Consider the following 23,873-nt stretch of genomic DNA (forward strand, 5'->3'; position numbering starts at 1 on the left):
TTCCAAAGGTAATAACCTAGAGGAGTGAACAGCGAGATAGCAACACCAAAGAACGAGTTCAGCCTGGCCCTTGTCGGGGCAGGCCCACGCGGCACGAGCGTGGTTGAAAGACTCGCTAACTTGGCGTTGAAACTCCCGGCCCAAGGCACCGTCCTGAAAGTTACGGTCTTTGATCCCTTCCCTCCGGGCTCCGGCCACGTGTGGAACCCGAAACAGTCGGAGCATTTCCTGATGAACACCCCTTCATCATTTCCGACAGTGGCCCCCGAACGGTTGGGCGATGAACCGGGGTTGAGCTTTCGCCAGTTCGTCGCACTGCGCGGCGATGGACGCAAGCTCACCGATGAGCATGCCAAGCTGATCGGGCAAATTGAACCCGGCTCCTATCCGTCACGCGCAATCTATGGCGAGTACCTCGAGCACGTGTATGAGCGCAGCGCAGCGATACTTGCCACCCACGAGAATTTCAGCATCGAACATGTAGCCGCAGAAGTCGTTGCGGTCCGCCCCGTCGGCAACGCCTATCAGATCGATTTCCGCAGTAACCTGGAGGGTGCCGAAACCCGTCAGCTGGCCGCTGACGCTGTGGTGCTGGCCTTGGGCCACCAGCCGGCAGAACTGAACCCATGGCAGAAGCAGCTCAAGGAAGCTGCCTCCCAAGCCGGGGCCACCTACCTGCCACCGAATGTTCCAGCGGACCTCGACTACTCCCAGTTCAAGGAAGGCCAGCCTGCGTTGATCCGCGGGTTGGGCTTGAATTTCTTTGACGGCATGGTCGAGCTGACGGCAGGCCGCGGCGGGATTTTCCGTGAGGCCAGCACCGAGCCGGGGCATCGCCTGCAGTACATCGGCTCAGGCCGGGAGCCGGCACTGATCGTAGCTTCGCGCCGCGGTACCCCCTACTGGGGCAAGCCAGTAGTGGAGCAGTTCATTCCTGATGAAATTGAACTACGCTACTTCGACGTTCCGGAACTCATCGGGCGCCTTGCCGAAGCACGCGCCACCAACCCTGCCTCCTCCTTGGTGTTCTCACGCCATATTTGGCCCAAACTGCACCGGGACATCTTGTTCGCCTACTACAGCACCTGCGCTCGCGCGCATGGTGCCCCGGAAGGCCTCGATGAGCGAGAATTCGTTGATCAGCTCGACGCGATCCTCTCTGCGGAGCACCATGAAGGAAGCCAAGTGTGGCTTAGCGAACTGCGCAAGTTCGTCGGGCAGTTCCCGCAGTTGCAGTGGCTCGATGTGCCAAAGCTGGCAAGGCCATTTGAAGAACTCGGGTTCAGCTCCGATGAGCAATACCAGCAGGCAGTACGCGACTACCTCGTGGGCAATGCCCGGCACAGCACCGGCGGGCTAGAAGACCCGTTGTCATGCGCCATCATGACGATGAATGCCGGACGCATGCTGGTCAAGGAGCTGATTGCTTCCGGCGTGATCGACGAGCAGTCGCGCATTGAAGAAATCCAAGCGCACTTCGAACCACTGGTCGAAGGACTGTCCTCAGGCCCGCCGCTCGAACGCATTGAACAGCTGCTGGCGCTCTCGCGCGCCGGGATAGTAACCTTCCTTGGCCCGGACCCGGAGTTCGGCTTCGACGAGGTTTCCGAGCAATTCACCGCATCCTCGCCCTGGGTAGATGCGGAGGTGCACACTGCGAAGACCATGTGCGAAGCGATGATGCCCGGTAACCGCGTGCTGCAAAATAACGCGGCGCTGATAAAGCAGCTCTTGGGAGATCACGTAGCGCGCGTGCACACTTGGAAGAACACGGAAGGCGAAAGCCTGCCTGGATCCGGTTTCGACGTGGTCGGTGAACCATACCGTCTGGTCAACAGCGATGGGCTGGCGCACCGCGGGCTATTCGTGCTGGGATTGCAATTGTCATCAGCGCAGTGGGGGACCGCTATTGCCGCGCAAGCGGGCGACCTGCGCCACCCCGCGGCCCGAACCTTGCAAGACGCAGCCAACGTAGTGAACGAAGTGGCTCGCCTGGCGGGGCTGATCGCCAACGAAAGATTAAGCGCGGAGCAGTATTAAGCAGTTTGGCGGGCTGATCCAAGGATCAGCCCGCCAAACTCGAAAAGCGCGGATGGTATGGGATTTGAACCCATGAGACGGGGTTGCCGCCTACTGGTTTTCAAGACCAGCTCCTTCGGCCGCTCGGACAACCATCCAACCCGAAAAAGTATACGGCATGAACCCCTGTTGAAAGGAATTGAAGGCCATGAACGACGTTATGAACGCCTATATCTACAACGGTGCCGGTGGGCCAGAAGTCCTTGAACTGGTCCAACGGCCAATGCCGGTCCCCGCAGCTGGGGAAGTGCTGGTCAAGGTCGAGGCCTTCGGACTGAACCGCGCGGATGTGCAGCAGCGCAAGGGAGTGTATCCGCCACCTCCCGGAGCCAGCGATATCCCCGGGCTGGAAGTCTCGGGCAGCATCGTGGAGATCGGCGATGGCGTCAGCGGATGGAAACCGGGAGCGCGAGTTGCCGCCCTGCTCGCTGCTGGCGGGTATGCGCAGTACGTCAATGTTCCGGCAGAACTGCTCATCGAAATCCCTGAAACGGTTTCGAGCATCGAAGCCGCCGGGTTGCCGGAAGTCGCCGCCACCGTGGTCTCCAACCTCTTCATCGAAGGCGGACTGGGCCAAGACCAGGCGTTGTTGATCCATGGCGGAGCCGGCGGCATCGGCTCCATGGCCATACAGCTCGCCAAAGCCGCTGGCGCCCGCGTCATCGTCACCGCTTCCTCGGCAGAGAAATTGGACTACTGCCGTACCCTCGGCGCCGACGAGGGGATCAACTACCGGGAAGAGGACTTTTCTGCACGCGTCAAGGAACTGACCGACGCCAGGGGCGTGGATCTGATCCTGGATGTCGTGGGCGCCAAATACCTGGGGGAGAACGTCAAGGCGCTCGCCGTCGGCGGACGGATGGTAGTCATCGGACTGCAAGGCGGAGCCAAGGGAGAACTGAACTTGGGCCTGCTGATGAGCAAGCGGGCGCGGATCATCGGCACAACTTTGCGTTCCCGCCCGCTGCATGAGAAGGCGGAGATCGTTCGCCAGACCATCACCCGCGTGATGCCGCTGCTGGAACAGGGGAAACTGGCACTGAACGTCACCAAGGCCTTTGGATTCCCGGAGCTGGCCGCTGCCCACGAATACTTCGATTCCGGTGAACATACGGGAAAAGTTGTCATAGAGGTTTAAAGCAGCGGGAAACCAGTTGTAAGGTGACTCAGTAGTCATTAATGCGTGACTAGCCTAATAACCGCTGGTCGCGCACATCACTTGCACTGTTCCTAGGAGGTTGCTCGATTTGAGTACCCAAAATACCTTGCCACCAGCGGGTGTCGATCCTGAGGTTGCCGAACGCGAAGAAAAGCGTTGGACCCCCGCCAAGATCGCCATCTGGGTTGCCATCGCGCTGGTTGGCGGAATCGCATGGTCGATTCTCGCCTTCTCGCGCGGGGAAACCATCAATGCCATCTGGTTCGTCTTCGCCGCTGTTGCGACCTACCTGATTGCCTACCGCTTCTATTCGAAGTTCATCGAGCGCAAGATCGCCAAACCCGATGATTTCCGGGCCACCCCGGCCGAATCGGTCAATAACGGCCGTGACTTCGTTCCCACCGATCGCCGCGTGCTCTTCGGCCACCACTTCGCCGCCATCGCAGGCGCCGGTCCGCTGGTTGGACCGATCCTCGCAGCGCAGATGGGCTATTTGCCTGGCACCATCTGGATTATCGTGGGCGTGGTGCTGGCCGGAGCGGTCCAGGACTATCTCGTCATGTTCTTCTCCATGCGCCGTGGCGGACGCTCGCTGGGCCAGATGGCCCGCGAAGAGCTGGGCCTGATCGGCGGCACCGCTGCCCTGATCGCCACCCTGGCTATCATGATCATCATTACCGCCATCTTGGCGCTGGTGGTCGTCAATGCACTGGGCGAATCCGCGTGGGGTGTCTACTCGGTGGGCCTGACCATCCCTATCGCCTTGTTCATGGGCATCTACCTGCGGTTCATCCGCCCGGGCAAGGTCCTGGAAATCTCCATCATCGGCTTCGTGCTGCTGATGTTCGCGATCATTTCCGGCCGCTGGATTGCCGAGTCTGCGTGGGGTGCCGAGTTCTTCCACCTGGATCGCACCACCATCGCCTGGGCCATCATCATCTACGGCATCATCGCCGCGGTGCTCCCGGTATGGCTGCTGCTGGCTCCTCGCGACTATCTGTCGACGTTCATGAAGATCGGCGTCATCGGCCTGCTGGCCGTGGCGATCATCGTCGTCCGCCCGGAAATCGATGTTCCGGCCTTCTCCGAGTTCGCTGGCCGTGCCGATGGCCCGGTCGTTGCCGGGCACATCTTCCCATTCCTGTTCGTGACCATTGCCTGCGGTGCGCTGTCGGGCTTCCACGCACTGATCGCCTCGGGCACCACGCCGAAGCTGGTCGAGAAGGAAAAGCAAACCCGCTTCCTGGGCTACGGCGGCATGCTCATGGAATCCATGGTGGCCATCATGGCGCTGGTTGCAGCGATTTCCATCGACCGCGGCATCTACTTCGCGATGAACTCTTCGGCTGCCGCTACCGGTGGCACGGTGGAAACCGCGGCGGCATTCGTGAACTCGCTGGGTTTGGCCGGCGTTAGCCTGGATCCAAACCAGCTGACCGAACTTGCCAATAACGTGGGCGAGAGCTCGGTTGTCTCGCGTACCGGTGGCGCTCCGACCCTGGCTGTGGGCATTGCGCACATCATGCACCAGTGGTTCGGCGGCACCGCGATGATGGGCTTCTGGTACCACTTCGCGATCATGTTCGAAGCACTGTTCATCCTGACCGCGGTTGACGCCGGTACCCGTGTTGCACGCTTCATGCTGCAGGACACCATCGGCAACTTCTTCCCGAAGTTCAAGGACACCTCGTGGCGTCCGGGCGTGTGGCTGTGCACGTTGATCATGGTTGCCGGCTGGGGCTACATCCTGATCCTCGGCGTGACAGATCCACTGGGCGGCATCAACACCTTCTTCCCGCTGTTCGGCATCGCCAATCAGCTGCTGGCTGCGATAGCGCTGGCCGTGGTGATGACCATCATCGCCAAGCAGAACAACTTCAAGTACCTGTGGGTCGTGGCTCTGCCGCTGGCCTTCACCGTGGTGATCACCTTCGTCGCGAGCTGGCAGAAGATCTTCTCCGCAGATACCAAGGTGGGCTACTTCGCCAACCACAACGCCTACAAGGAAGCTCTGGCCAATGGCGAGACTTCCCTCGGCTCGGCGGGCAGCGTCGAAGCCATGGAGGCCGTGGTCCGCAACACCGGTGTCCAGGGCTGGCTGTCCGTGGTCTTCCTGGTACTGACCGCCATCGTGCTGGTTTCGGCGGTTGTCGCAACCGCCAAGGCCAAGCAGAGCGGTGGTGGCAACAGCACCGAGGATCCTGCCGTGCCATCGAAGATGTACGCACCCGCCGGCTTGATCTCGTCGCCTGCCGAAAAGGAACTTGAAAAGGCTTGGAAGCAAATCCCTGCCGAAGCCCAAGTCCAGCGAGGAGGCCACTAGCCATGGCGACGCTTTTGGAACGCCTGGGGCAAGCCAAGAAGTTTGTCGACGGGGTGCTCGGGGCCGACAAGTACCAGCACTACCTGGAACACCACGAACGCAATCATCCTGGCGCCAAGCCAATGACCGAGCGCGAATTCTGGAAGGACTACACCGACTGGCAGGAAAAGAATCCTGAAGGGCGTTGCTGCTGAACGCGACTGGTACCGGCCGTGAGAACCATTGGCGAAAGCGGATGGGGCTCGCGGCCGGTTTCGTTTTATGTCGACCCCGCTGCCGGGAACACTGCGGTGATCCCGGTAGGCTAGAACCAGTAATTCATCGGAAACCACCGGCAGAGAAGTGTAATGGCGTTCTTTTCACGACTGCGCGCTGAGCGTGCTGCTGCTCGCGAACTTGGCGAGGGCGTCTGGCGTCGCGCCCATGACCGTTTCCAGCGGTCATTGGACCGGGTCTTCCAGGTGGTAGAGGGCATCAATGATGACCAGGTTTACAACCAGCTGGTCCGAGAAGCCAATGAGATGGCTGTGCTGTTGCCGACCGTGCGCCAGCTTTGCTGTGCGGCGCATCGGATCACCCCGAGCAATGACGACACGATCCCGCAGCTGACCTCTGCGGCGCATCGTTCGCTGACTAAGGCCGCCAACGATTTGGCGACGACCGCACAGGTCGTAGCGATGATGCGCATGCAGGCCGAAGCCGGCAAGCCGATCGATATCGAAGCCGTGCGCCATCGTGCCATGCTGGTGAAAGAAGACGTCAGCCGGGCCGTGCAATTGCTCGCTTCCAGCGAATAATTGGGTTTTCCCGATCGCTCGCGTGGTGTTCCACCGCGCAGGGCGCATCAGTGGACTAAATTAGTTGCATGACCCAAACAATTCCTGAACTGAAGTTCCTTGACGGAAACACCATCGACCAGCTTGGCTACGGCGTCTGGAAGGTCGCCGACGAGGACGCGGAAGCAGTCGTTGGCCAGGCCATCGACGCCGGCTACCGCCACATCGACACCGCACGCATCTATGGCAACGAAGCTGGTGTCGGCCGCGCAGTTGCAGCCAGCACCGTGCCGCGCGAAGACCTCTTCATCACCACCAAGGTCTGGAACTCGGACCAGGGTTTCGAGAAGACCCTCGCCGCAGCGGATGCCTCGCTGGAACGGCTCGGCCTGGAATACGTCGACCTGTACCTGATCCACTGGCTGCAGCCCAAGCGCGGCACCTACGTGGACACCTGGAAGGCACTGATCCAGCTGCAGAAGGACGGCAAGGCCAAGTCCATCGGCGTTTGCAACTTCACCAAGGAAGCACTGGAAGAGCTCTACACCGAAACCGGCGTCCGCCCGGTGATCAACCAGGTCGAAACCCATCCGTACTTCCCGCAGGGCGAGCTGCGCGCCTACGAGGCCGAGCACGGCATCCTGCACCAGTCCTGGTCCCCGCTGGGCCACGGCGGCGAACTGCTCAGCGACCCAGTGCTGGTGGAGATCGCCAAGAAGCATGAAGCATCGGTGGCGCAGGTAGTCATCGCGTGGCACCTGGCGGTAGGCAACGTGGTCATCCCGAAGTCGACCACCGAATCGCGCATCGTCGAGAACTTCGAATCGCTGAACGTGCATCTGGACGAGGAAGATCTGGCTGCCATCGCTACCCTGGACCGCGGAGCGGAAGGCCGTATCTCGGCTGACCCGGCAACCGCCGACTTCGAGTAAAAAAGCTAGGCAGAACAGAAGGCTCCCGGTTTCTTCCGAAACCGGGAGCCTTCTGCCGCAACTGCCTTGTGCCTGGCCTCTAGCAGTCCAGTACGGTTGGTGCAGCGAACAGCGTATCGACGCCTTCGGCGTACAGAACCGAGTCAGGAGCTCGATCAGCGAGAGTGGCGAAACCGGCGGCACGCAGCAGTCCATCGTCGAATTCAACGAGTTGTGCAGGTTGCAGCGGCCACGATTCATGGTGGTTCCGGCAGTGCAAGGTGCGCCCAAGATGCCGCTGGTGGAACGCCCACTGTGCCGATAGCGCGATGGCGGTCTGCGAACCCGGGGTAATTGGATCGGCACTGGCAGAAGCTTCTACCGGACGCACGACGATGCGGGAACGTGCGCTCGGATTTCCGATGCGCCGTGTTGCATAGCTGATCGTGCCGGCCTTCTTCAGGATCTTCATGGACGACCACTGGTACTTCAACCCGAAGACTGCCCGCGCCATGAGCACAGGTAGCAGGCGTGATGCTTCAAGGCTCAGGAATACCACTGCGCGGCGTCCTTGATTATCAACGGAATAGAGGCGCACATTGATCTCCGGGAAGTCACCCAACCACGGAATCGCAGGACCGGAGAAGAACGCACTGCGCGACATCTGGAAAGCGACGAGGCCCACCCAAGCGCTGCCGGCGACAATATCTGGCCGGCATCCTTCGGGCATGTACGGCGCCACCTCATCCGGGCTAACCCGCCAATGCAGGAACGCTACTTCGCTCCACCGTTGGCGCATGATCGCGTTGCCGCCTAGCGATGGCGGTTCAGGGGAGTACTGCAAGGATTGCATCAGTTTGGAATTCCTTGGAAATTGCTGTCGAAGGCTTATACCGCTATTGCCGGTCGCGAACCAGGATCGATGATCTGCTGATCGCGGAGTGAAGAATCGTTTGCCGGCTCTGGCCTAATTGAATATCCAAAAGCGCCGTTGGGCAAGATGCGGGATAAGAATGGACTGCGTGGGAATCGAAGACCCCGGGACCAGTCATGAAAATCCATTGAAAATTGCGAAAACCCCGGAATCATGCGGCAAGCGCGATTCCGGGGTTTTCTTCACAACGAGCCCCCTGCCGGATTTGAACCGGCGACCTGCTCTTTACGAGGGAGCTGCTCTACCCCTGAGCTAAGGAGGCCTGTACCTGCAAACAGGCACCACGTCACTTTATCCGAGGAATTGTCTGAACGTCAAAACGGCGATGACATCATCAAGCCCAATCAGCACCGGGTGCCGGCTTCGGGGACTTTGCCGTCAATCAGGTACTTATCCACCGCTTTGGTAATGCATTCATTGGAGCGTCCATATGCGGTGTGGCCATGGCCTTCATAGGTCAGCAGGGTCGCGTTATCCAGCTGCTGCGCCAATGCCTCAGACCATGCGTAGGGGGTAGCTGGATCGCCGACGGTGCCAATGACGAGGATCTCATTCGAGCCTTCCGCGTCGAGGACCTCAGGCTTGCCAGTGGCGTCGTGGTCCCAGGCCTCGCAGGTGATGCCGCCGTAGGCGAGATACTTGCCCAAGGTCGGGGCCGCACGCATCAACTCTGTTGCTTCGGCCTGCATCGCTTCTGGACTGGCGTCCATTGGACGGTCCAGGCAATTGATGGCGGTGAAAGCATCGGTTGAATTCGATGCATACGTGCCGTCGCCCTCGCGGTCCGCCGAGAGATCCGCGAAGCCGAGGATCATATCCACATCCGCGTCGTTGACGGCAGCGTTCATCGCATCGGTCAAAATGGGCCAGCTGGAATCGTCATACAGCGGCAAGATGAAGCCGTTGATGAAGTCGATGATCGGCACTGCACGCCCGTCGCTGGCAGTCATTGGTTCGTTCTCCACCTGCGCAAAGAACTGCTGCAGCTGCACCTTGGCCTCTTCAACGGTTCCAGTGAACGGGCACTCACCGCTTTCAAGGCAATTGGCGAGCCACGCGTCGATCTCCTTCTCGAAGCCAACGGCCTGGGCCAAAGTGAGGTCCGAAGCTGTGCTGGTTGGATCCATGGCGCCATCGAGTACGAAGCGACCCACATTCCGAGGGAACAAATCAGCGTAGGTTGCTCCGAGGAAGGTTCCATAGGAGAAACCGAGGTAGTCCAGCTGTGCATCACCGAGCACAGCACGGATCACGTCCATGTCCTTCGCTGCCGAAACGGTATCGACGTGGCCTAGGAGATTGCCGGTATTGGACGCGCAGTCAGCTGCGTAGTCCTCGGTATCCTCGACAATTTCGTCCTGGTCTTCAGGAACCCAAGCCCGCAGGTTTTCCTGGCGTCCCTCATCGGTCTCGGCACCGCTTTGGCAGGTGACCGGGGAGCTTTCTCCCACGCCTCGCGGATCGAATCCGATGACGTTGTAGGCGCGCTGCAGGTCAGCGCTGAACATGCCTGGTACCGAGGACGCCACCAGATCCAGGCCGGATCCGCCTGGGCCGCCGGGGTTTACCAGCAGATTGCCTGTCGCTCCGTCCACTGCGCGGCGGTTCAACGCCAGATCAATGCTCTCGCCTTCGGGATCGGCATAGTCCAGCGGAACCTCTATGGTGGCGCATTCGATGATGCTGCCGCATTCTTCCCAATCGAGGTCTTGGCTGTAGAAGGATTCCAATCCTTGCGGCGTACTGGCGTTGGGCGCGGACTGCGACGCATCCGATGCGCCGGACTGCGAATCCGCTGTAGTGGAAGAGCAGCCGGCCAGGGTCAAAGCCAGAGCGGTCCCCACTGCGGCCAAGCGCATCATCGGTGAGCGTGCAGGCACTTTTAGTGTCTCCTTGTGATGGGTTAACGGCGTCCCGGCTGCGGCAGCAAACGGGTCATGAGTGCTTCCAGGGCCATGAGCTGGTTGACGTTGGCAGCCAAGCGGCTGCGCGTTTCATTGATGGCATCAAGCTGGGCCAAGGACTTCTCGCTGGACTGTTCCGCTGCGAAACGTTCGAGCTTCTCGCGCAGGTGCTCGTTGATCAGCTCAATTCCGGTATTCAGCTGGATGCTCAAAACATCGCGGAAGAATGTGGTCAGGTCTGTCAGGGTACGGTCCAAGGCATCGAAAGCCGCACGCCGAGCGAATCGCTTGGCATCATCCTCCAGCGCCTTGAACTGTCCACGCAATCCAGCGGGGATGTTCTCCTCTGGACCCAAGCCGTTGGCGTGGCGCAGCTGGGCAATCTTGTTCTGCAGATCGGTGCCGGTAATGTTCTCGGCACGCTCGCTGGCCAGTTTGGAAATTTCTGCGGCAGCGGCCATCGCCTGCGGCAAGGTGGTGGTGCGCAACGGCAGGGTAACGACTTTTTCACGCTGGATGCGTGCTTGCTCGTCACGGGCCAGCAAACGGGCTACGCCAATGTGGGACTGTGAGACACGGGCAGCGAACAGCGCCTGTTCCGGTTCCAGCCCGTCACGGCGCACCAGAAGATCCGCAACATCCTGGGTGGACGGCACGGAGAGATTTACCGCGCGGCACCGTGATCGAATGGTCACCAGGACATCTGCAGGAGACGGGGCGCTCAGGATCCAGATCATCTTGGCGGGCGGTTCTTCAATGGCCTTGAGCAGCACGTTGGTGCTGCGCTCGGACATGCGGTCGGCATCTTCGATGATGATGATGCGCCAGCGGCCGGTGCCAGCACTTTCCTGTGCACGGGTAATCAGATGGCGGACGTCAGCGATCTGGTACTCGAATTTGTCGGTGGATACGAAGGACACATCCGGGTGCTCCGAATTCATGACCATTTTGCAGTTGGCGCACTGCCCGCAGCCGGCCGGGGCCTGGGTGCACTGCAAAGCTGCCGCGAAAGCCCGCGCCGCGGTGGTACGGCCCGATCCCGGGGGACCGGTCACCAGCCAGGCATGGGTCGGGTTGCCGCGATCAACCTCAGCGGTCAACGTGGCAATGACACGTTCCTGCCCGGCAAGTTCTGCGAAGACCGGCCGGGTCACAGCAGGCCTGCCAAATGCTGCGCAACCGACTGGTGCAGCTGCTCCACGCTGGCGGTGGCATCCAGGACCAGATAGCGCTGCGGATCACGGGCCGCCAAGTCGAGGAAGGCGTTGCGGATGCGTTCATGGAAATCATCCGGCTCGGATTCCAAGCGATCCGAATCCTCCACGCCGCCGCTGGCCGCAATGCGCCGGGCACGTCCTTGCGCGGCGGAGATATCAAGAATGATGGTGGCATCCGGCTTCAGTCCGCCGGTTGCGAAGTCGTTGATCGATGCGACGGCATCAAAGCCGAGGGCACGGCCCATGCCCTGGTAAGCCAGCGAGGAATCAACGAATCGGTCGCAGATGATGTGGGTTCCGGCATCCAGCGCGGGGGAGATGACCTGCTGGACATGGGCGGCACGCGCCGCCGAGTAAATCAGGGCCTCGGTACGGGCATCGATCTCGCCGTGGCCGTGTTCGAGCACCAAGGAACGCAGCTCTTCGCTGATCTGGGTTCCGCCTGGCTCACGGGTAGTGGTGACCTTGGCGCCACGGGACTCCAGCCACTGCTGGGCCAGGGCGACCTGCGTGGATTTCCCAGCGCCGTCACCGCCTTCAAAAACGATGAACAAGCCACGGGTTGGGGTACTCGATTCGATACTCACCCCACTAGCCTATCCAAGGACATTTAAAGATGTGCGTTGCAACGGCAGGATGTGCAACGAAAATGCACCCAGTGTGGTGGATCAGTCAGATGAAATGTAGTGAAATCCACCGGCTGGCAGCGTCAAAGGAAGCGTAGAGTTTTTTCCATGAACCCCCGCACCGCAGAATCAGGCGCCAATCCGGCCTGGGATCCGAAAACTTTGCTCGTTGCCGGTGGGCGTCCGGCCCATGGGTACGATGCTCCAGTCAACCACCCGGTGACCTTCACCTCGACCTACCACTCCAGAGGCCAGGCGGTGCCGGGTGAACGCGTATATGCGCGCTTCTCCAATCCGACCTGGGATCCGTTTGAAGAAGTACTGGGCCAGCTCGAAGCGGCAACGCTGCCTGCCCTGGTGTTCTCCTCGGGCATGGCAGCTATTGCCGCCGCACTGAGCATCGTGCCAGAGGCCGGCGTGCTGGTGATGCCGCAGCATTCCTATAACGGTTCGCTGGCGTTGAGCGCAGAGCTGCAAGAGGCGGGACGGCTGCGCATTCGCCCGGTGGATATTGCCAACACCGAAGAAGTGCTCGCTGCCTTGGAGGGGGCCGATGTGCTCTGGGTGGAATCGCCAACCAACCCGATGCTGGAAGTCGCCGACCTGCCGACCCTGCTGGCTGCCGCCAAAGCGAAGAACGTCGTGAGCATCGTGGATAACACCTTTGCCACCCCACTGCTCCAGCAGCCGCTGGTCCACGGTGCCGACCTTGTAGTGCACTCGGTGACCAAGTACCTGTCGGGCCACTCGGACGTGATCATGGGCGCGCTGGTCACCAGCGACGAGCAGCTCCACAGCCGCCTGCATGGGTACCGGACCTTGCATGGCGCGATCGCCGGCCCGATGGATACCTTCCTCGCATTACGCGGGGTGCGCACCATGGCCGTGCGCCTTCAGCGTTCGCAGTCAAACAGCCAGGTGCTGGCAGAACGCCTCGCGGCACATCCCAAGGTGCACGCCGTACGCTACCCGGGACTGCCCAACGACCCGGGCCACGCACGCGCTGCGGAACTCATGGGCGGGTTCGGGTCGGTGATCGCCTTTGAAGCGGGAAGCACCGCCGAAGAAGCAGACCGGGTACTGGAAGCCTTCAAGCTCATCACCGGCGCCACCTCGCTTGGAGGCGTGGAATCCCTGGCCGAGCGCCGGGCCCGCCACGCTTCGGAGCCGGCCAGCGTCCCGGCCAGCCTGATCCGACTGTCAGTAGGCATTGAAGAGGTGGAAGACCTCTGGGCCGATCTGCAGCAAGCGCTGGACCGGCTTTGATGCCCGCGGGCGCTGATTTCCGCGCGTGGCACAGCGCCCATCATTTGCGCCAAAAAGGTAGAGTACAAGCATGAACATGTTGCGCATGGCCCAAATAATCGAGTACTACATGATGATCGCTTTGAGCATTGTCATCGTTGCGCTCGCCGTCTGGGCTTTGGTTGATTGCCTGCGTCATGGCGCAGATCGTTTCGCCCAGGAAGGCAAGCGCACCAAGGGGTTCTGGCTTGGACTGACCGTCGCCAGCACCGCCGTGGCACTGCTTGGCATCTTCAGCCAGGGCGGAATCGGCTTCCTGCAGCTGATCGGCGCCTGCATCGCCTGCGTGTACCTCGCGGACGTCAAGCCTGCCGTCAGCGGCAAAGGCGGCGGCTGGTACAACTACTAGGCGTGCCAAGGCACCAAGTTTTCCCGAAGACCTGCATCCGCATCTTGGCGGACTGCAGGTCTTCGCACTTTAATCACGGGCCTTAACTTTCGCACGAGCAGGCTTGCGCATTGGTTAGGATGGATTACATGAGCCACACTTTGATTTTGCTTCGCCACGGACAGAGCGAATGGAACGAAAAGAACCTGTTCACCGGTTGGTACGACGTATCGCTGACCGAGAAGGGCCGTGCTGAAGCTGCCCGCGGCGGCCAGCTGGTGACCGAAGCTGGCTACAAGCCGGAGGTGCTTCACACCTCCTTGCTGACCCGCGCCATTGTTACCGCGAACCTGGCCCTGGAAGCCGCTGGCCGTTCGTGGATCCCGGTGAACCGCGACTGGCGCCTGAACGAGCGCCACTACGGTGCGCTGCAGGGCAAGGACAAGGCGCAGACCTTGGCCGAGTTCGGCGAAGAGCAGTTCATGGAATGGCGTCGCAGCTACGACACCCCGCCACCAGCACTGGATGATTCCTCCGAGTTCAGCCAGATCAACGACGAGCGCTATGCGGCATTGGGCGACTCCGCCCCACGCACCGAGTGCCTCAAGGACGTGCTGGATCGCATGCTTCCCTACTGGGAGAACAACATCAAGGCCGACCTGTCGGCAGGCAAGACCGTCATGGTCACCGCCCACGGCAACTCGCTGCGTGCGCTGGTCAAGCACCTGGATGGCATCAGCGATGAAGACATTGCTGGCCTGAACATCCCAACCGGCATCCCGCTGGTCTATGAGCTGGATGACAACTTCCAGCCAATCACCAAGGGCGGAACCTACCTGGATCCAGCAGCCGCTGCGGACGCCATCAAGGCCGTTGCCAACCAAGGCCGCAAGTAGGACACGCTTTTCGGCGGCATCGAGGCTGCTGGCTACTCGCCAGTAGTTCGCGATGCCGCCGTCCGCTTGTCAACGCCGAGGTAACGCCAAGCATCCGGCTGTGAGCGAAACAACTGCGCACGATTGTATTTTTGGCATTAGTATGCTGTAATCTCCTATTTCGAATAGGCTCAATGGCTCACGTTAGGAATGCAATTCGTGGCAACTGATTACGATGAAGTCCGCCCAGACGTTGCTGAGGCACGTAAGGCTTCTCTGGATGCGGTGAAGTCCGCAAACGCACCGGACGCCAAGTCGGTGGTGCGCGAGCTCGACGAGACCGACCACACCGATGGCATGGATCTGCCAGGTGCGGATCTATCCAACGAGGAATTGACCGTTACGGTCATTCCGCAGAAAGACGACGAGTTCATTTGCGGCTCGTGCTTCTTGATTCGCCACCGTTCGCAGCTGGTGCGCGAAGAGGGCAATGTAGGCTTCTGCGTCGAGTGCGAAGGCTAGAAGCCCGCTAGACGCTGGCGCCACTTGCGCGCCAACAACCTGCGAGGGCAGTCCACCGATCGGTGGACTGCCCTCTGCTGGTTTAACGGGCTGGATTCCCCGGATGGGACCGGACTCCAACGGCGGTCCCTGGGGTGCCCAGCGCTGCGTCGTGCGTCCGCTGGCATCCTGCCGGGGCAATGGCTGGATGTGCGCTCACCGGGAGCGCGTGGAGCTGCATGGCCGGACGAGGCGCAGCACTGCCATGCCAACGGGGCCGCGGGCCACCGCACGGTACCCAGTTCGCGCCGCGATGCGAAGGCTTCCCGGACCCCGGACACCCAGTTTCAGTGCTGAATGAGCTGGAGAGCAAAAATGGCGCCTGCCATCCGGTGGTACCGGATGGCAGGCGCCAGGGCGCAGCCTTATAGCTTGGGTCCGCGGACCTAGATCTCGGTGGGGTCCCATTCGCCGGTCACCAGATAGGTGACCTTGCGAGCTACGGACACACCATGATCGCCGAAGCGCTCAAGGTAGCGGCTGGTCAGCGATACGTCCACGGTGGTGGGTGCATTGGCATCCCAGTCGTCGGCCGCGACCAGGGTGAAGACGCTGGAGTGCAAGCGATCCAGCTGGTGGTTCAGCTCGATAATTTCGGTAGCGATCTGCAGATCGCGGGTGTCGAGCAAACGCGCAACGGCCTTGGCGATGTCAATATCGATCTTTGCCATCTGGGCAAAGGTGTCGGAAATCCTGGCTGGGATTGCCGGGTTGGGGAAGCGCAGGCGGGCCAGCTGCGCCAAGTGGCGTGCCAAGTCGCCCATGCGCTCCAGCGAAGCACTCATGCGCAGCGAACCGACGATCATGCGCAGATCGCTGGCTACCGGTCCCTGCAAAGCCAAGGTATCGATAGCGCGCTCATCGAGCTGGTTCTGCAGGAAGTCGATCTTCGCGTCCGCTGCGATGACTTCCTGGGCCAGCTCGACGTCGACGTTGGCTAGCGAATCCCAAGCTCGATCCATTGCGGTTGCGACCTGGTTGGCCATCTCAATGAGTTCTTCGCCAATTTGCTGCAGGTCTGCTTGAAATACCTTACGCACAGCAGTTCCTTTCGAGTGTCGGTATCCATGCCGGATGGTGGACTGCCGTGGCAGCCAACCGCCCCGAAACAGTTTTGTGGCATGGTGGAGGGTCTTGCTCCAGCTTGTCAGCGGGTGATTAACGAATATGCCACGAAAGGTGAACGTTTGGTGAACAGCGCGCCGAAATCGACTAAATCACGTCATTTAGGGCCGGTGCCACCCAAAGGTGAAGCTAGTCTAAAGATGTGAACGAAGTGATCTCGACTCTTATAGCCGGCGTCCTCGGCCTGGCTCTGGGGATCGTTGGCGTCATCGCCTTCCGGCTTTCCCAGAACCGCTCCTCGAAGCTGCCGCAGGTCGACGAACCCGTGCTCCCCGAGGGAGCCGCCGCCGTCCTGTCGGTCATTGGACGCGCCTTCGTGATCCTTGATGACGTCGACGGGGTGGTCCGGGCCAACCCCGCTTCCTACGCCTACGGACTGGTGCGAGGACACACGCTCGTCCACAACGAACTGCTCTCGCTGGTGCGGCAGGTTCGCGCCGACGGCGTGATTGCCGAAAGCCAGTACGAGCTGCAACGCTCCACGCTGGGTGCCGGGCAGCTGATTGTCCATGTGCGCGTGGCACCGCTGGGCGACGAGTACATTCTCCTGCTGGCCGACGACCGTACCGAAATCACCCGTACCGAAGCGATGCGCAACGACTTCGTGGCCAACGTTTCCCACGAGCTGAAGACTCCGGTCGGCGCGATCGGCCTGCTGGCCGAGGCCATTACCGAGGCTGCCGATGACCCCAAGGCGGTACGCCGCTTCTCCACCCGGATGGACAAGGAATCGCGGCGCCTGGCCGCCCTGGTCCAGGACATTATCGAGCTCTCCCGCCTGCAGGCATCCGATGCCATCGTGCAGGGCCAGGAAGTGAATATCGACAGCGTCGTGGCCGAGGCAGTTGACCGCAGCCACCTGATTGCCGAGGAAAAGGGCATCGCCATCACCGTAGGCGGACATCTCGAGGAGCCGATCCTGGGCGATGCGGACCTGCTGATGACTGCGATCCGCAACCTGATCGATAATGCCATCCGCTACTCCCCGGAGAACACCACGGTAGGCGTGGGCATCCGGCAGCGTGATGGCTATGCGCAGATCTCGGTCACCGACCAGGGACCCGGGATTTCGGCCGAAGAGCAGGAACGCGTTTTCGAGCGCTTTTACCGCGTGGACTCCGCACGTTCGAGGCAGACCGGGGGCACCGGCCTGGGGCTGAGCATCGTCAAGCACGTGCTGGCCAACCACGGCGGCGAAGTGTCGCTGTGGTCGCAGCCGGGCCACGGATCCACATTTACCCTAAGACTTCCCCTAGCGGACGAAGAACCGGCGACCAGCAATGTGCTTGCCGGCCAGACGATGAAGGAACGAACGATCGAGACGAATGCGTCCGATCGTGAAGGAGGACGCCGATGACCCGCATATTGATCGTTGAGGACGAGGAATCGCTCTCTGACCCGCTGTCCTACCTGCTGGAACGCGAAGGTTTCGAAGTCCGGATCGCCGACGACGGTCTGAAGGCCGTGACCGAGTTCGAACGCCATGGCGCAGACCTGGTGCTGCTGGATCTGATGCTCCCGGGCCAGCCCGGAACCGAAGTGATCCGCCAGATCCGCCTGAACAGCCAGGTCCCGGTCATCATGCTCACCGCAAAGGACTCGGAGATCGATAAGGTCGTCGGCCTGGAGCTCGGCGCCGACGACTACGTCACCAAGCCGTACTCCTCCCGCGAATTGCTGGCCCGCATCCGTGCTGTGCTGCGCCGCCAGGGCGAAGGCGAAGAACTGATCAGCAATGTGGTCACCGCCGGTCCGGTGCGAATGGACGTGGAACGCCACGTGGTCTCGGTCGACAACACCGAGGTATCCATGCCGCTGAAGGAATTCGAGCTGCTGGAAATGCTGTTGCGCAACGCCGGTCGAGTGCTCACCCGAGGCCAGCTGATTGACCGCGTCTGGGGCAGCGACTACGTGGGGGACACCAAGACTTTGGATGTGCACGTCAAGCGCCTGCGCTCCAAGATCGAGGTCGACCCGGCGGTGCCCGAACGCCTGGTGACCGTGCGCGGGCTGGGCTACAAGTTCGTGGTCTAAAGCCAAAGAGCCCGGATACGGCAAGAGCCTCGGGCAGAATCTTTCGATTCTGCCAGAGGCTCTTGTTTTGTCTTGCGCGAAGCTTAGTGGCCCGAAGTGGAGTGGGTCTCTTCTGGAATCAGGTGCTCGGTAACCGACTGGTCAGCACCGCCTGGTACGAAGTCGCGGTATTCAGCCAGGGTGCCATCGACAACTGGAACGCTGAATTCCACGTTCTCACCGGCAACGGTGAAGACCGAGTCGGCGTGTTCGCCAGCTGCGATGCCCATGTTCTTGATGATCTGCTGGTTCTTGTCTTCTTCAAGCTTGATGGTGCCGTCTGCAGGAACCTGGATGGAGACAGGTGCTGCGTTGTCAGCCTTGACCGACAGGGTCAGCGCGGAATCGCCGGCGTTGACTACGGAGCCGATCAGGCGGGCTTCAGTGTCGTCGCTGTTGGTGACGAACATCAGGTTGCGGACCTTTGCGTCTGCGACATCGACGTTGACGCCATCGCTGGCGGCGTAGTCGGTGTTGGTGGCCTGCTCGTTGATGGCGCCACAGCTGGTGACACCGAATGCCAGGGCAGCCACAGCGAGGGACGCGGCAATGCGACGTCCAGCGGTCATGCGTGCGGTGATCACGACACTAACTCCTCGGTGAGAAAAATGAGTTGCTTCGGTTCGTGGTCTGCTTAATCGAATGCACCTAGGGCAGGCGCAATCGAAAATTGGACCACGATTACCTCTAAGCCTAGCTGTTTTTCACGCAAAGACGCGATTTAGCGACGTGCAACACACGCATTTCGACAAGTTGTAGACAACCGATGTGGGGAAGGGGGTTGGTGCGCAGTCGACTGCCCTACCTTCTTCATAGCATGTTTCTCTTGCAAGTGGAAGAGGCATTTCCGCGTGAATTCGCGGTTATATGGGGCACAGTCGCAGGATCCGGAATAGCAAACATGGTAGACTAGGGCGTGGGAAAGGGGTTTATCCACATGGTTTTTGAGGTTGGCGAGACTGTTGTCTACCCGCACCACGGTGCCGCGATGATCGAAGAGATCAAGATGCGCAAGATCAAGGGCGAAGAGAAAATGTATCTCAAGCTCAAGGTGGCTCAGGGCGACCTGACCATCGAGGTTCCTGCTGAGAACGTTGATCTTGTTGGCGTACGTGACGTGGTAGGTCAGGAAGGCTTGGACCATGTGTTCGATGTCCTTCGTGCTGAATTTACCGAAGAGCCGACCAACTGGTCGCGCCGCTACAAGGCAAATGTCGAGAAGCTCGCTTCCGGCGATGTCATCAAGGTTGCAGAAGTAGTCCGCGACTTGTGGCGCCGAGAAAATGACCGTGGCCTGTCGGCAGGCGAAAAGCGCATGCTGGCAAAAGCTCGCCAGGTATTGATCAGTGAATTGGCCTTGGCCAAGGATCTGGACGAGGCCAAGGCAGAAGGCCTCTTGGACGAGGTTCTGGCTTCGGCCTAGCCCCGTTCCGGTAACGCATCGCCGTGAAACGCTCCCAAGCGTTTCACGGCTTTTGGCGTTAAAGCGGCCAAGGCCGAACCGCGCGGCACGATAAGCTGGGCGCTGTGAAGCAAAGCGAAGTGCATAACTCAAGCCTGATCCTCGTGGCTGCTGGAATGGGAACCCGCCTCGGCGCTGGCCTTCCCAAAGCGATGGTCCAGGTGGCCGGAAAATCCCTGGCTGAACATGCCGTGGACCGGGCGCTGGGAATTCCGCAGATCACCGAAATCATCGTGGTTACCCCGCCGCAGGACGAACGCCTGGCCGCGGCCATGGCGCAGTACGGGGACAAGGTGCGCACCGTGCCCGGTGGCGCCAGCCGCGCCGCGTCGGTCCGTGCCGGCTTGGCTGTAGCCAGTTCCGCCGCCACCAACATTCTGGTCCATGACGCCGCCCGTGCTTTTGCCCCGGCGAAGCTGCATGAACAAGTGCTTGGCGCTCTGGCCGACGAGCAGTGCAACGCCGTCATCCCGGCGTTGAACGTCACCGACACCATCTGCGTGGTGGAGCTCGATGCCGCCGGCGAGCACGAAATCATCAAGGAAACCCCGGCACGTTCCATCCTGCGCGCGGTGCAAACCCCGCAGGGCTTTGACGCGCAGCTGTTGCGCGATGCCCATGCCCAACTGGATGGCTGCACCGAGGCAGAACTGGAGAAGGTTACCGACGACGCGTCGATCGTGCGGGCTTTCGGAGCCGAAGTCCATGTGGTGCCGGGATCGCAGCAAGCCATGAAGGTCACCTATCCCGGAGATCTCGACGCGGCAGGCAAGCTCGCGGCGAACCAGCCCGCGGCCACCCCAAGCGCAAAGGAAGAAACCATGATCCTGCCACGAGTCGGCAACGGCATCGATGTTCACGCGGTTAGCGAAGACCCGACTCGCGAAATGTGGCTGGCAGGACTGCACTTCCCGGAAGACACCGGGCTTTCGGGCCACTCCGATGGCGACGCGGTAGCGCACGCGGCCTGCGATGCGCTGTTCTCCGCGGCGGGCATTGGCGATCTGGGCACGCACTTCGGGGTGGACCGACCGGAATTCGCCGGGGCCAGCGGTGTGAGCCTGATTGCAGAAGCCGCGCGCCTGGTGCGGGAGGCGGGATTCGAAATCGGCAATGTCGCGGTGCAGTTCGTTGGCCGCCGCCCGCGCTTTGCCGCGCGCCGCGAAGAAGCCAGCAAAGTGCTGAGCGAGGCTATCGGCGCCCCAGTCAGCGTCATTGCGACCACCAGCGACGGGCTGGGCTACGAGGGGGAAGGCAAGGGCGTGACAGCCTATGCCACCGCACTGGTCTACCCGGTATCGGGCTAGGCCCCTTGGCGCAACCGCGGGGCTTCGATCATCGAGAGTGTCACAAGTGAAGTACAAAGGGTGCATCCATCGGATAACCTTAAAGGCGTGAGCCTGCGATTCTATGACACCAAAACAGCATCCGTACGCGACTTCCAGCCATTGGCGGAAGGCGAAGTCAAGCTGTACTACTGTGGCGCCACCGTGCAGGGCATGCCGCACGTGGGCCACGTCCGCAGCGCCATTGTCTTCGACCTGTTGGTGCGCTGGCTCGAATACCGCGGCTTTGCCGTCACCACCGTCCGCAACGTGACCGACATCGATGACAAGATCCTGGAGAAGTCGGCGAAATCCTTCGCCGAGGACTTCGAGGCGGATGCCCATTACAAGCCGCGCGAAGAATGGTTCGCCCTGGCGTACCGCTTCGAGCAGGAATTCGCACGGGCCTACGAGGCTCTGGGTGTCCAACGCCCGACTTACGAGCCCCGCGCGACCGGCCACATCACCGAAATGCATGAGCTGATTGCACAGCTGATCGAACGCGGCCATGCCTACCCGGCGGCCGACAGCTCCGGAGATGTCTATTTCGACGTGCGCTCCTATGAGCAGTACGGCGCACTGACCCGCCAGAAGATCGAAGATATGCAGGACGCGCCGGATTCGGATCCGCGCGGCAAGAAGGATCCACGCGACTTCGCGCTGTGGAAGGGCTACAAGGGCACCGATCCGTTGACCGCTTCCTGGCCAAGCCCCTGGGGACGCGGCCGCCCGGGCTGGCATCTTGAGTGCTCGGCGATGGCTGGCAAGTACCTGGGCAGCGAATTCGACATCCATGGCGGCGGACTGGATCTGCGCTTCCCGCACCACGAGAACGAAATGGCCCAGTCCAACGCGGCTGGCCACGGCTTTGCAAACTTCTGGATGCACAACGGCATGGTCACCTATGAGGGTGAGAAGATGTCCAAGTCCATTGGGAACACCATTTCCCCGGAAGAAATGCTCGCGCTGGCCGACGCCCGCGTGGTGCGCTACTTCCTGGGCCAGGCGCAGTACCGTTCGATGCTCGACTACCGCCCGGACTCGCTGACCGAAGCGGGGGCAGCGGTCGAACGCATCGACACCTTCATCTCCAACGCGCGCTACCGCCTGGGTGCCGTCGCCGAGTCGATCGTGGCCACCGGGGTTCCGGAAGCTTTCGGCACCGCGATGGATGATGACCTGAACGTTCCAATGGCGCTGGCCGCGCTGCATGAAACCGTGCGGCTGGGCAATGCATCCTTGGATAGCCGTGACGACGCTGCCACTGCCAAGGCCTTGGGCCAGGTCTTGGCCATGACCCAGGTATTGGGCCTGGATGATGCCGGCAGCAATGAAAGCTCGAAATCTTCTGCAGAGCACGCAGCCCTGGATCAGCTGATCCAGGCCCAGTTGGCTGAACGCGCCGAAGCACGCGCTGCCAAGGACTGGGCACGCTCCGACGCCATCCGCGATGCGCTGGCATCCGCTGGCATTACCGTGGCGGACTCGGCCGATGGCGCTCGCTGGACTCTGGACAACTAGTCGCGAACACGCGCGGCACCAACGAACTCAAAACTAAAGGACATGAACCAATGAACAAAAAGGGCCCAACCAAGGGTAGTGGTGGCAAGGGACGTCGTTCCCTCGAGGGCAAGGGCCCGACCCCCAAAGCGGAGGACCGCCCGTACCACAAGGCTTACCGTGCCAAGCAGCTCTCTGAGCGCTCAGCCGCCAAGCGCAGCACCGGCCGTCGAACCGACCGCATCAAGGTCAACGCCGAGTTCGTCACCGGCCGCAACTCCGTCGTTGAGGCGCTGCGCGCCGGCATCCCTGCCAAGGCGCTGCACGTTGCCATCCGCATCGACGTCGATGACCGCGTCCGCGAATCCCTGAAGCTGGCTGCCGAGCTGGGCATCCCGCTGATGGAAGCATCCAAGCCCGAGCTCGACCGCATGACCGATGACGCGATCCACCAGGGCATGGCCCTGCAGATCCCGCCATACGAATACAAGGATGCAGTCCAGCTGGCTACCAAGGCCATCAAGGACTTCGACAAGGGATACACCCGGACCCAGCCGCTGTTCCTGGCACTGGATGGCATCACCGACCCGCGTAACCTGGGTGCGATTGTCCGTTCGGCTTCGGCCTTCGGCGCAGACGGCGTGATCATTCCAGAGCGCCGCAGCGTCGGCATGACCGCTTCGGCATGGAAGACCAGCGCCGGTGCAGCTGTACGCGTACCAGTAGCCAAGTGCAGCAACCTGACCAGCGCACTGAAAGAAATCAAGGCTGCTGGCATTTTCGTGATCGGCCTCGACGCCGGTGGCGACATGGAGCTTCCGAACTTCGAATTGGCTACCGGCCCGCTGTGCATCGTGGTTGGTTCCGAAGGCAAGGGCCTGTCCCGGCTGGTCCGCGAAAACTGCGACGCCATCGTTTCGATTCCAATCGACTCGGCAATGGAATCGCTGAATGCTTCGATGGCTGTTGGCATCTCGCTCTACGAGGTATCGCGTTTGCGCGCTGGACAGTCCAAGTAGTCTCCAAGCACCGTGAAGGGGCCATAACTTGCCAAGGCAAGTTATGGCCCCTTTTCATTGGGGTGACCTGCTTCATAACAACAATTTTCCGTTGTTTTTAGCCGATATTCACCTTGGACCGCAGGGAATCCGCATGATTCCGGGGATTCTGCGCAGAAAAGCATGGAAACTGGCCGATTTTGCGTCGTGGCTGAACCCGTGTAGAGTTTTATCTCGCGCCGCTGATCCGGACAGCCTGAAAGGGTGAAACGGAAACGGCGGGGTGAACAAGACTGAAACGTCGAGTTGACAACAGTCAACTTGGTGGTAGGCTTGTAAAGTTGCTCCGGAGCGAAGCAGTCATCGAAGGATTGGTGGTTGTGGTGTCGAGA

The 23,873-nt window shown here is 61.0% G+C and carries 23 protein-coding genes and 2 tRNA genes; 17 read left to right on the forward strand and 8 right to left on the reverse strand.

The window, feature by feature from the left end; genetic code table 11:
• Positions 1–24: 24 nt before the first annotated feature.
• Positions 25–2,040, forward strand: a complete 2,016-nt coding sequence (locus tag CQ012_RS13945) for an FAD/NAD(P)-binding protein (RefSeq protein ID WP_105662499.1) — start codon at positions 25–27, stop codon at positions 2,038–2,040.
• Positions 2,041–2,089: 49 nt separating this feature from the next.
• On the opposite strand, the gene CQ012_RS13950 is transcribed toward CQ012_RS13945, so the two are convergent.
• Positions 2,090–2,177, reverse strand: a tRNA-Ser gene (locus CQ012_RS13950).
• A 62-nt stretch (positions 2,178–2,239) separates the two neighbouring features.
• Between CQ012_RS13950 and CQ012_RS13955 the strand changes: the two genes are divergently transcribed.
• The 5 genes from CQ012_RS13955 to CQ012_RS13975 all read left to right on the forward strand — a co-directional run bounded on the left by CQ012_RS13955 (position 2,240) and on the right by CQ012_RS13975 (position 7,269).
• Positions 2,240–3,217: an NAD(P)H-quinone oxidoreductase gene (locus tag CQ012_RS13955; RefSeq protein ID WP_400291626.1), complete on the forward strand. Its 978-nt coding sequence runs from the start codon at positions 2,240–2,242 to the stop codon at positions 3,215–3,217.
• 109 nt (positions 3,218–3,326) lie between these two features.
• Entirely contained in the window at positions 3,327–5,561 is a 2,235-nt protein-coding gene (locus CQ012_RS13960; RefSeq protein ID WP_388024215.1) for a carbon starvation CstA family protein, read from the forward strand.
• 2 nt (positions 5,562–5,563) lie between these two features.
• Positions 5,564–5,755: a YbdD/YjiX family protein gene (locus CQ012_RS13965; protein ID WP_073707480.1), complete on the forward strand. Its 192-nt coding sequence runs from the start codon at positions 5,564–5,566 to the stop codon at positions 5,753–5,755.
• Positions 5,756–5,908: 153 nt separating this feature from the next.
• A complete protein-coding gene (locus CQ012_RS13970) occupies positions 5,909–6,358 on the forward strand; it encodes a hypothetical protein (RefSeq protein WP_105662501.1) in 450 nt (149 codons plus the stop codon).
• 68 nt (positions 6,359–6,426) lie between these two features.
• Positions 6,427–7,269 (forward strand): aldo/keto reductase, encoded by an 843-nt coding sequence (locus tag CQ012_RS13975; protein ID WP_105662502.1) that lies wholly within the window; start codon positions 6,427–6,429, stop codon positions 7,267–7,269.
• A 79-nt stretch (positions 7,270–7,348) separates the two neighbouring features.
• On the opposite strand, the gene CQ012_RS13980 is transcribed toward CQ012_RS13975, so the two are convergent.
• The 5 genes from CQ012_RS13980 to tmk all read right to left on the reverse strand — a co-directional run bounded on the left by CQ012_RS13980 (position 7,349) and on the right by tmk (position 11,890).
• Positions 7,349–8,101 (reverse strand): YqjF family protein, encoded by a 753-nt coding sequence (locus CQ012_RS13980; protein ID WP_105662503.1) that lies wholly within the window; start codon positions 8,099–8,101, stop codon positions 7,349–7,351.
• A gap of 271 nt (positions 8,102–8,372) precedes the next feature.
• Positions 8,373–8,444: transfer RNA gene (locus tag CQ012_RS13985), tRNA-Thr, on the reverse strand.
• Between the two features lie 82 nt (positions 8,445–8,526).
• Positions 8,527–10,062, reverse strand: coding sequence for an alpha/beta hydrolase (locus CQ012_RS13990; protein ID WP_286134688.1), 1,536 nt, complete (start codon positions 10,060–10,062; stop codon positions 8,527–8,529).
• 23 nt (positions 10,063–10,085) lie between these two features.
• A complete protein-coding gene (locus CQ012_RS13995; protein ID WP_105662505.1) occupies positions 10,086–11,240 on the reverse strand; it encodes a DNA polymerase III subunit delta' in 1,155 nt (384 codons plus the stop codon).
• Positions 11,237–11,890, reverse strand: a complete 654-nt coding sequence (gene tmk, locus CQ012_RS14000; protein ID WP_105662506.1) for a dTMP kinase — start codon at positions 11,888–11,890, stop codon at positions 11,237–11,239. The genes CQ012_RS13995 and tmk overlap by 4 nt, the downstream gene beginning before the upstream one ends.
• Positions 11,891–12,037: 147 nt before the next feature.
• Here tmk and CQ012_RS14005 point away from each other — a divergent pair, with 147 nt between their 5' ends.
• From CQ012_RS14005 to CQ012_RS14020, 4 genes are all read left to right on the forward strand, one after another.
• Complete coding sequence (locus CQ012_RS14005; protein WP_105662507.1) at positions 12,038–13,195, forward strand: trans-sulfuration enzyme family protein; 1,158 nt, start codon at positions 12,038–12,040, stop codon at positions 13,193–13,195.
• 70 nt (positions 13,196–13,265) lie between these two features.
• Entirely contained in the window at positions 13,266–13,583 is a 318-nt protein-coding gene (locus CQ012_RS14010; protein WP_105658787.1) for a DUF2516 family protein, read from the forward strand.
• A 128-nt stretch (positions 13,584–13,711) separates the two neighbouring features.
• On the forward strand, positions 13,712–14,458 hold the full coding sequence (locus tag CQ012_RS14015; RefSeq protein WP_105662508.1) for a phosphoglyceromutase: 747 nt from the start codon (positions 13,712–13,714) through the stop codon (positions 14,456–14,458).
• A 198-nt stretch (positions 14,459–14,656) separates the two neighbouring features.
• The gene (locus tag CQ012_RS14020) at positions 14,657–14,959 is read left to right on the forward strand and encodes a DUF4193 domain-containing protein (RefSeq protein WP_038993831.1); all 303 of its coding nucleotides are present in this window, start codon (positions 14,657–14,659) and stop codon (positions 14,957–14,959) included.
• 425 nt (positions 14,960–15,384) lie between these two features.
• Here CQ012_RS14020 and phoU read toward each other — a convergent pair whose 3' ends face one another.
• On the reverse strand, positions 15,385–16,038 hold the full coding sequence (gene phoU / locus CQ012_RS14025; protein WP_105658785.1) for a phosphate signaling complex protein PhoU: 654 nt from the start codon (positions 16,036–16,038) through the stop codon (positions 15,385–15,387).
• Between the two features lie 227 nt (positions 16,039–16,265).
• On the opposite strand from phoU, the gene CQ012_RS14030 reads away from it, so the two are divergent.
• Together CQ012_RS14030 and CQ012_RS14035 are read left to right on the forward strand one after the other, a co-directional pair.
• Complete coding sequence (locus tag CQ012_RS14030; RefSeq protein ID WP_388024205.1) at positions 16,266–17,480, forward strand: sensor histidine kinase; 1,215 nt, start codon at positions 16,266–16,268, stop codon at positions 17,478–17,480.
• Entirely contained in the window at positions 17,477–18,157 is a 681-nt protein-coding gene (locus CQ012_RS14035; RefSeq protein ID WP_105658784.1) for a response regulator, read from the forward strand. The genes CQ012_RS14030 and CQ012_RS14035 overlap by 4 nt, the downstream gene beginning before the upstream one ends.
• Positions 18,158–18,240: 83 nt before the next feature.
• Here CQ012_RS14035 and CQ012_RS14040 read toward each other — a convergent pair whose 3' ends face one another.
• Positions 18,241–18,780, reverse strand: coding sequence for a hypothetical protein (locus tag CQ012_RS14040; protein ID WP_105658783.1), 540 nt, complete (start codon positions 18,778–18,780; stop codon positions 18,241–18,243).
• A 353-nt stretch (positions 18,781–19,133) separates the two neighbouring features.
• On the opposite strand from CQ012_RS14040, the gene CQ012_RS14045 reads away from it, so the two are divergent.
• The 5 genes from CQ012_RS14045 (at position 19,134) to CQ012_RS17790 (ending at position 23,749) form a co-directional block, all read left to right on the forward strand.
• A complete protein-coding gene (locus CQ012_RS14045) occupies positions 19,134–19,619 on the forward strand; it encodes a CarD family transcriptional regulator (RefSeq protein ID WP_038993823.1) in 486 nt (161 codons plus the stop codon).
• Positions 19,620–19,738: 119 nt separating this feature from the next.
• Positions 19,739–20,965 (forward strand): 2-C-methyl-D-erythritol 4-phosphate cytidylyltransferase, encoded by a 1,227-nt coding sequence (gene ispD, locus CQ012_RS14050; RefSeq protein WP_286134371.1) that lies wholly within the window; start codon positions 19,739–19,741, stop codon positions 20,963–20,965.
• An 87-nt stretch (positions 20,966–21,052) separates the two neighbouring features.
• Positions 21,053–22,504 (forward strand): cysteine--tRNA ligase, encoded by a 1,452-nt coding sequence (cysS, locus tag CQ012_RS14055; protein ID WP_105658781.1) that lies wholly within the window; start codon positions 21,053–21,055, stop codon positions 22,502–22,504.
• 50 nt (positions 22,505–22,554) lie between these two features.
• Entirely contained in the window at positions 22,555–23,502 is a 948-nt protein-coding gene (rlmB, locus tag CQ012_RS14060; RefSeq protein WP_105658780.1) for a 23S rRNA (guanosine(2251)-2'-O)-methyltransferase RlmB, read from the forward strand.
• Between the two features lie 43 nt (positions 23,503–23,545).
• The gene (locus CQ012_RS17790; protein WP_219844373.1) at positions 23,546–23,749 is read left to right on the forward strand and encodes a hypothetical protein; all 204 of its coding nucleotides are present in this window, start codon (positions 23,546–23,548) and stop codon (positions 23,747–23,749) included.
• Positions 23,750–23,873 lie beyond the last annotated feature (124 nt).

The organism is Arthrobacter sp. MYb214 (genome assembly GCF_002979865.1).
GTDB lineage: Bacteria > Actinomycetota > Actinomycetes > Actinomycetales > Micrococcaceae > Glutamicibacter.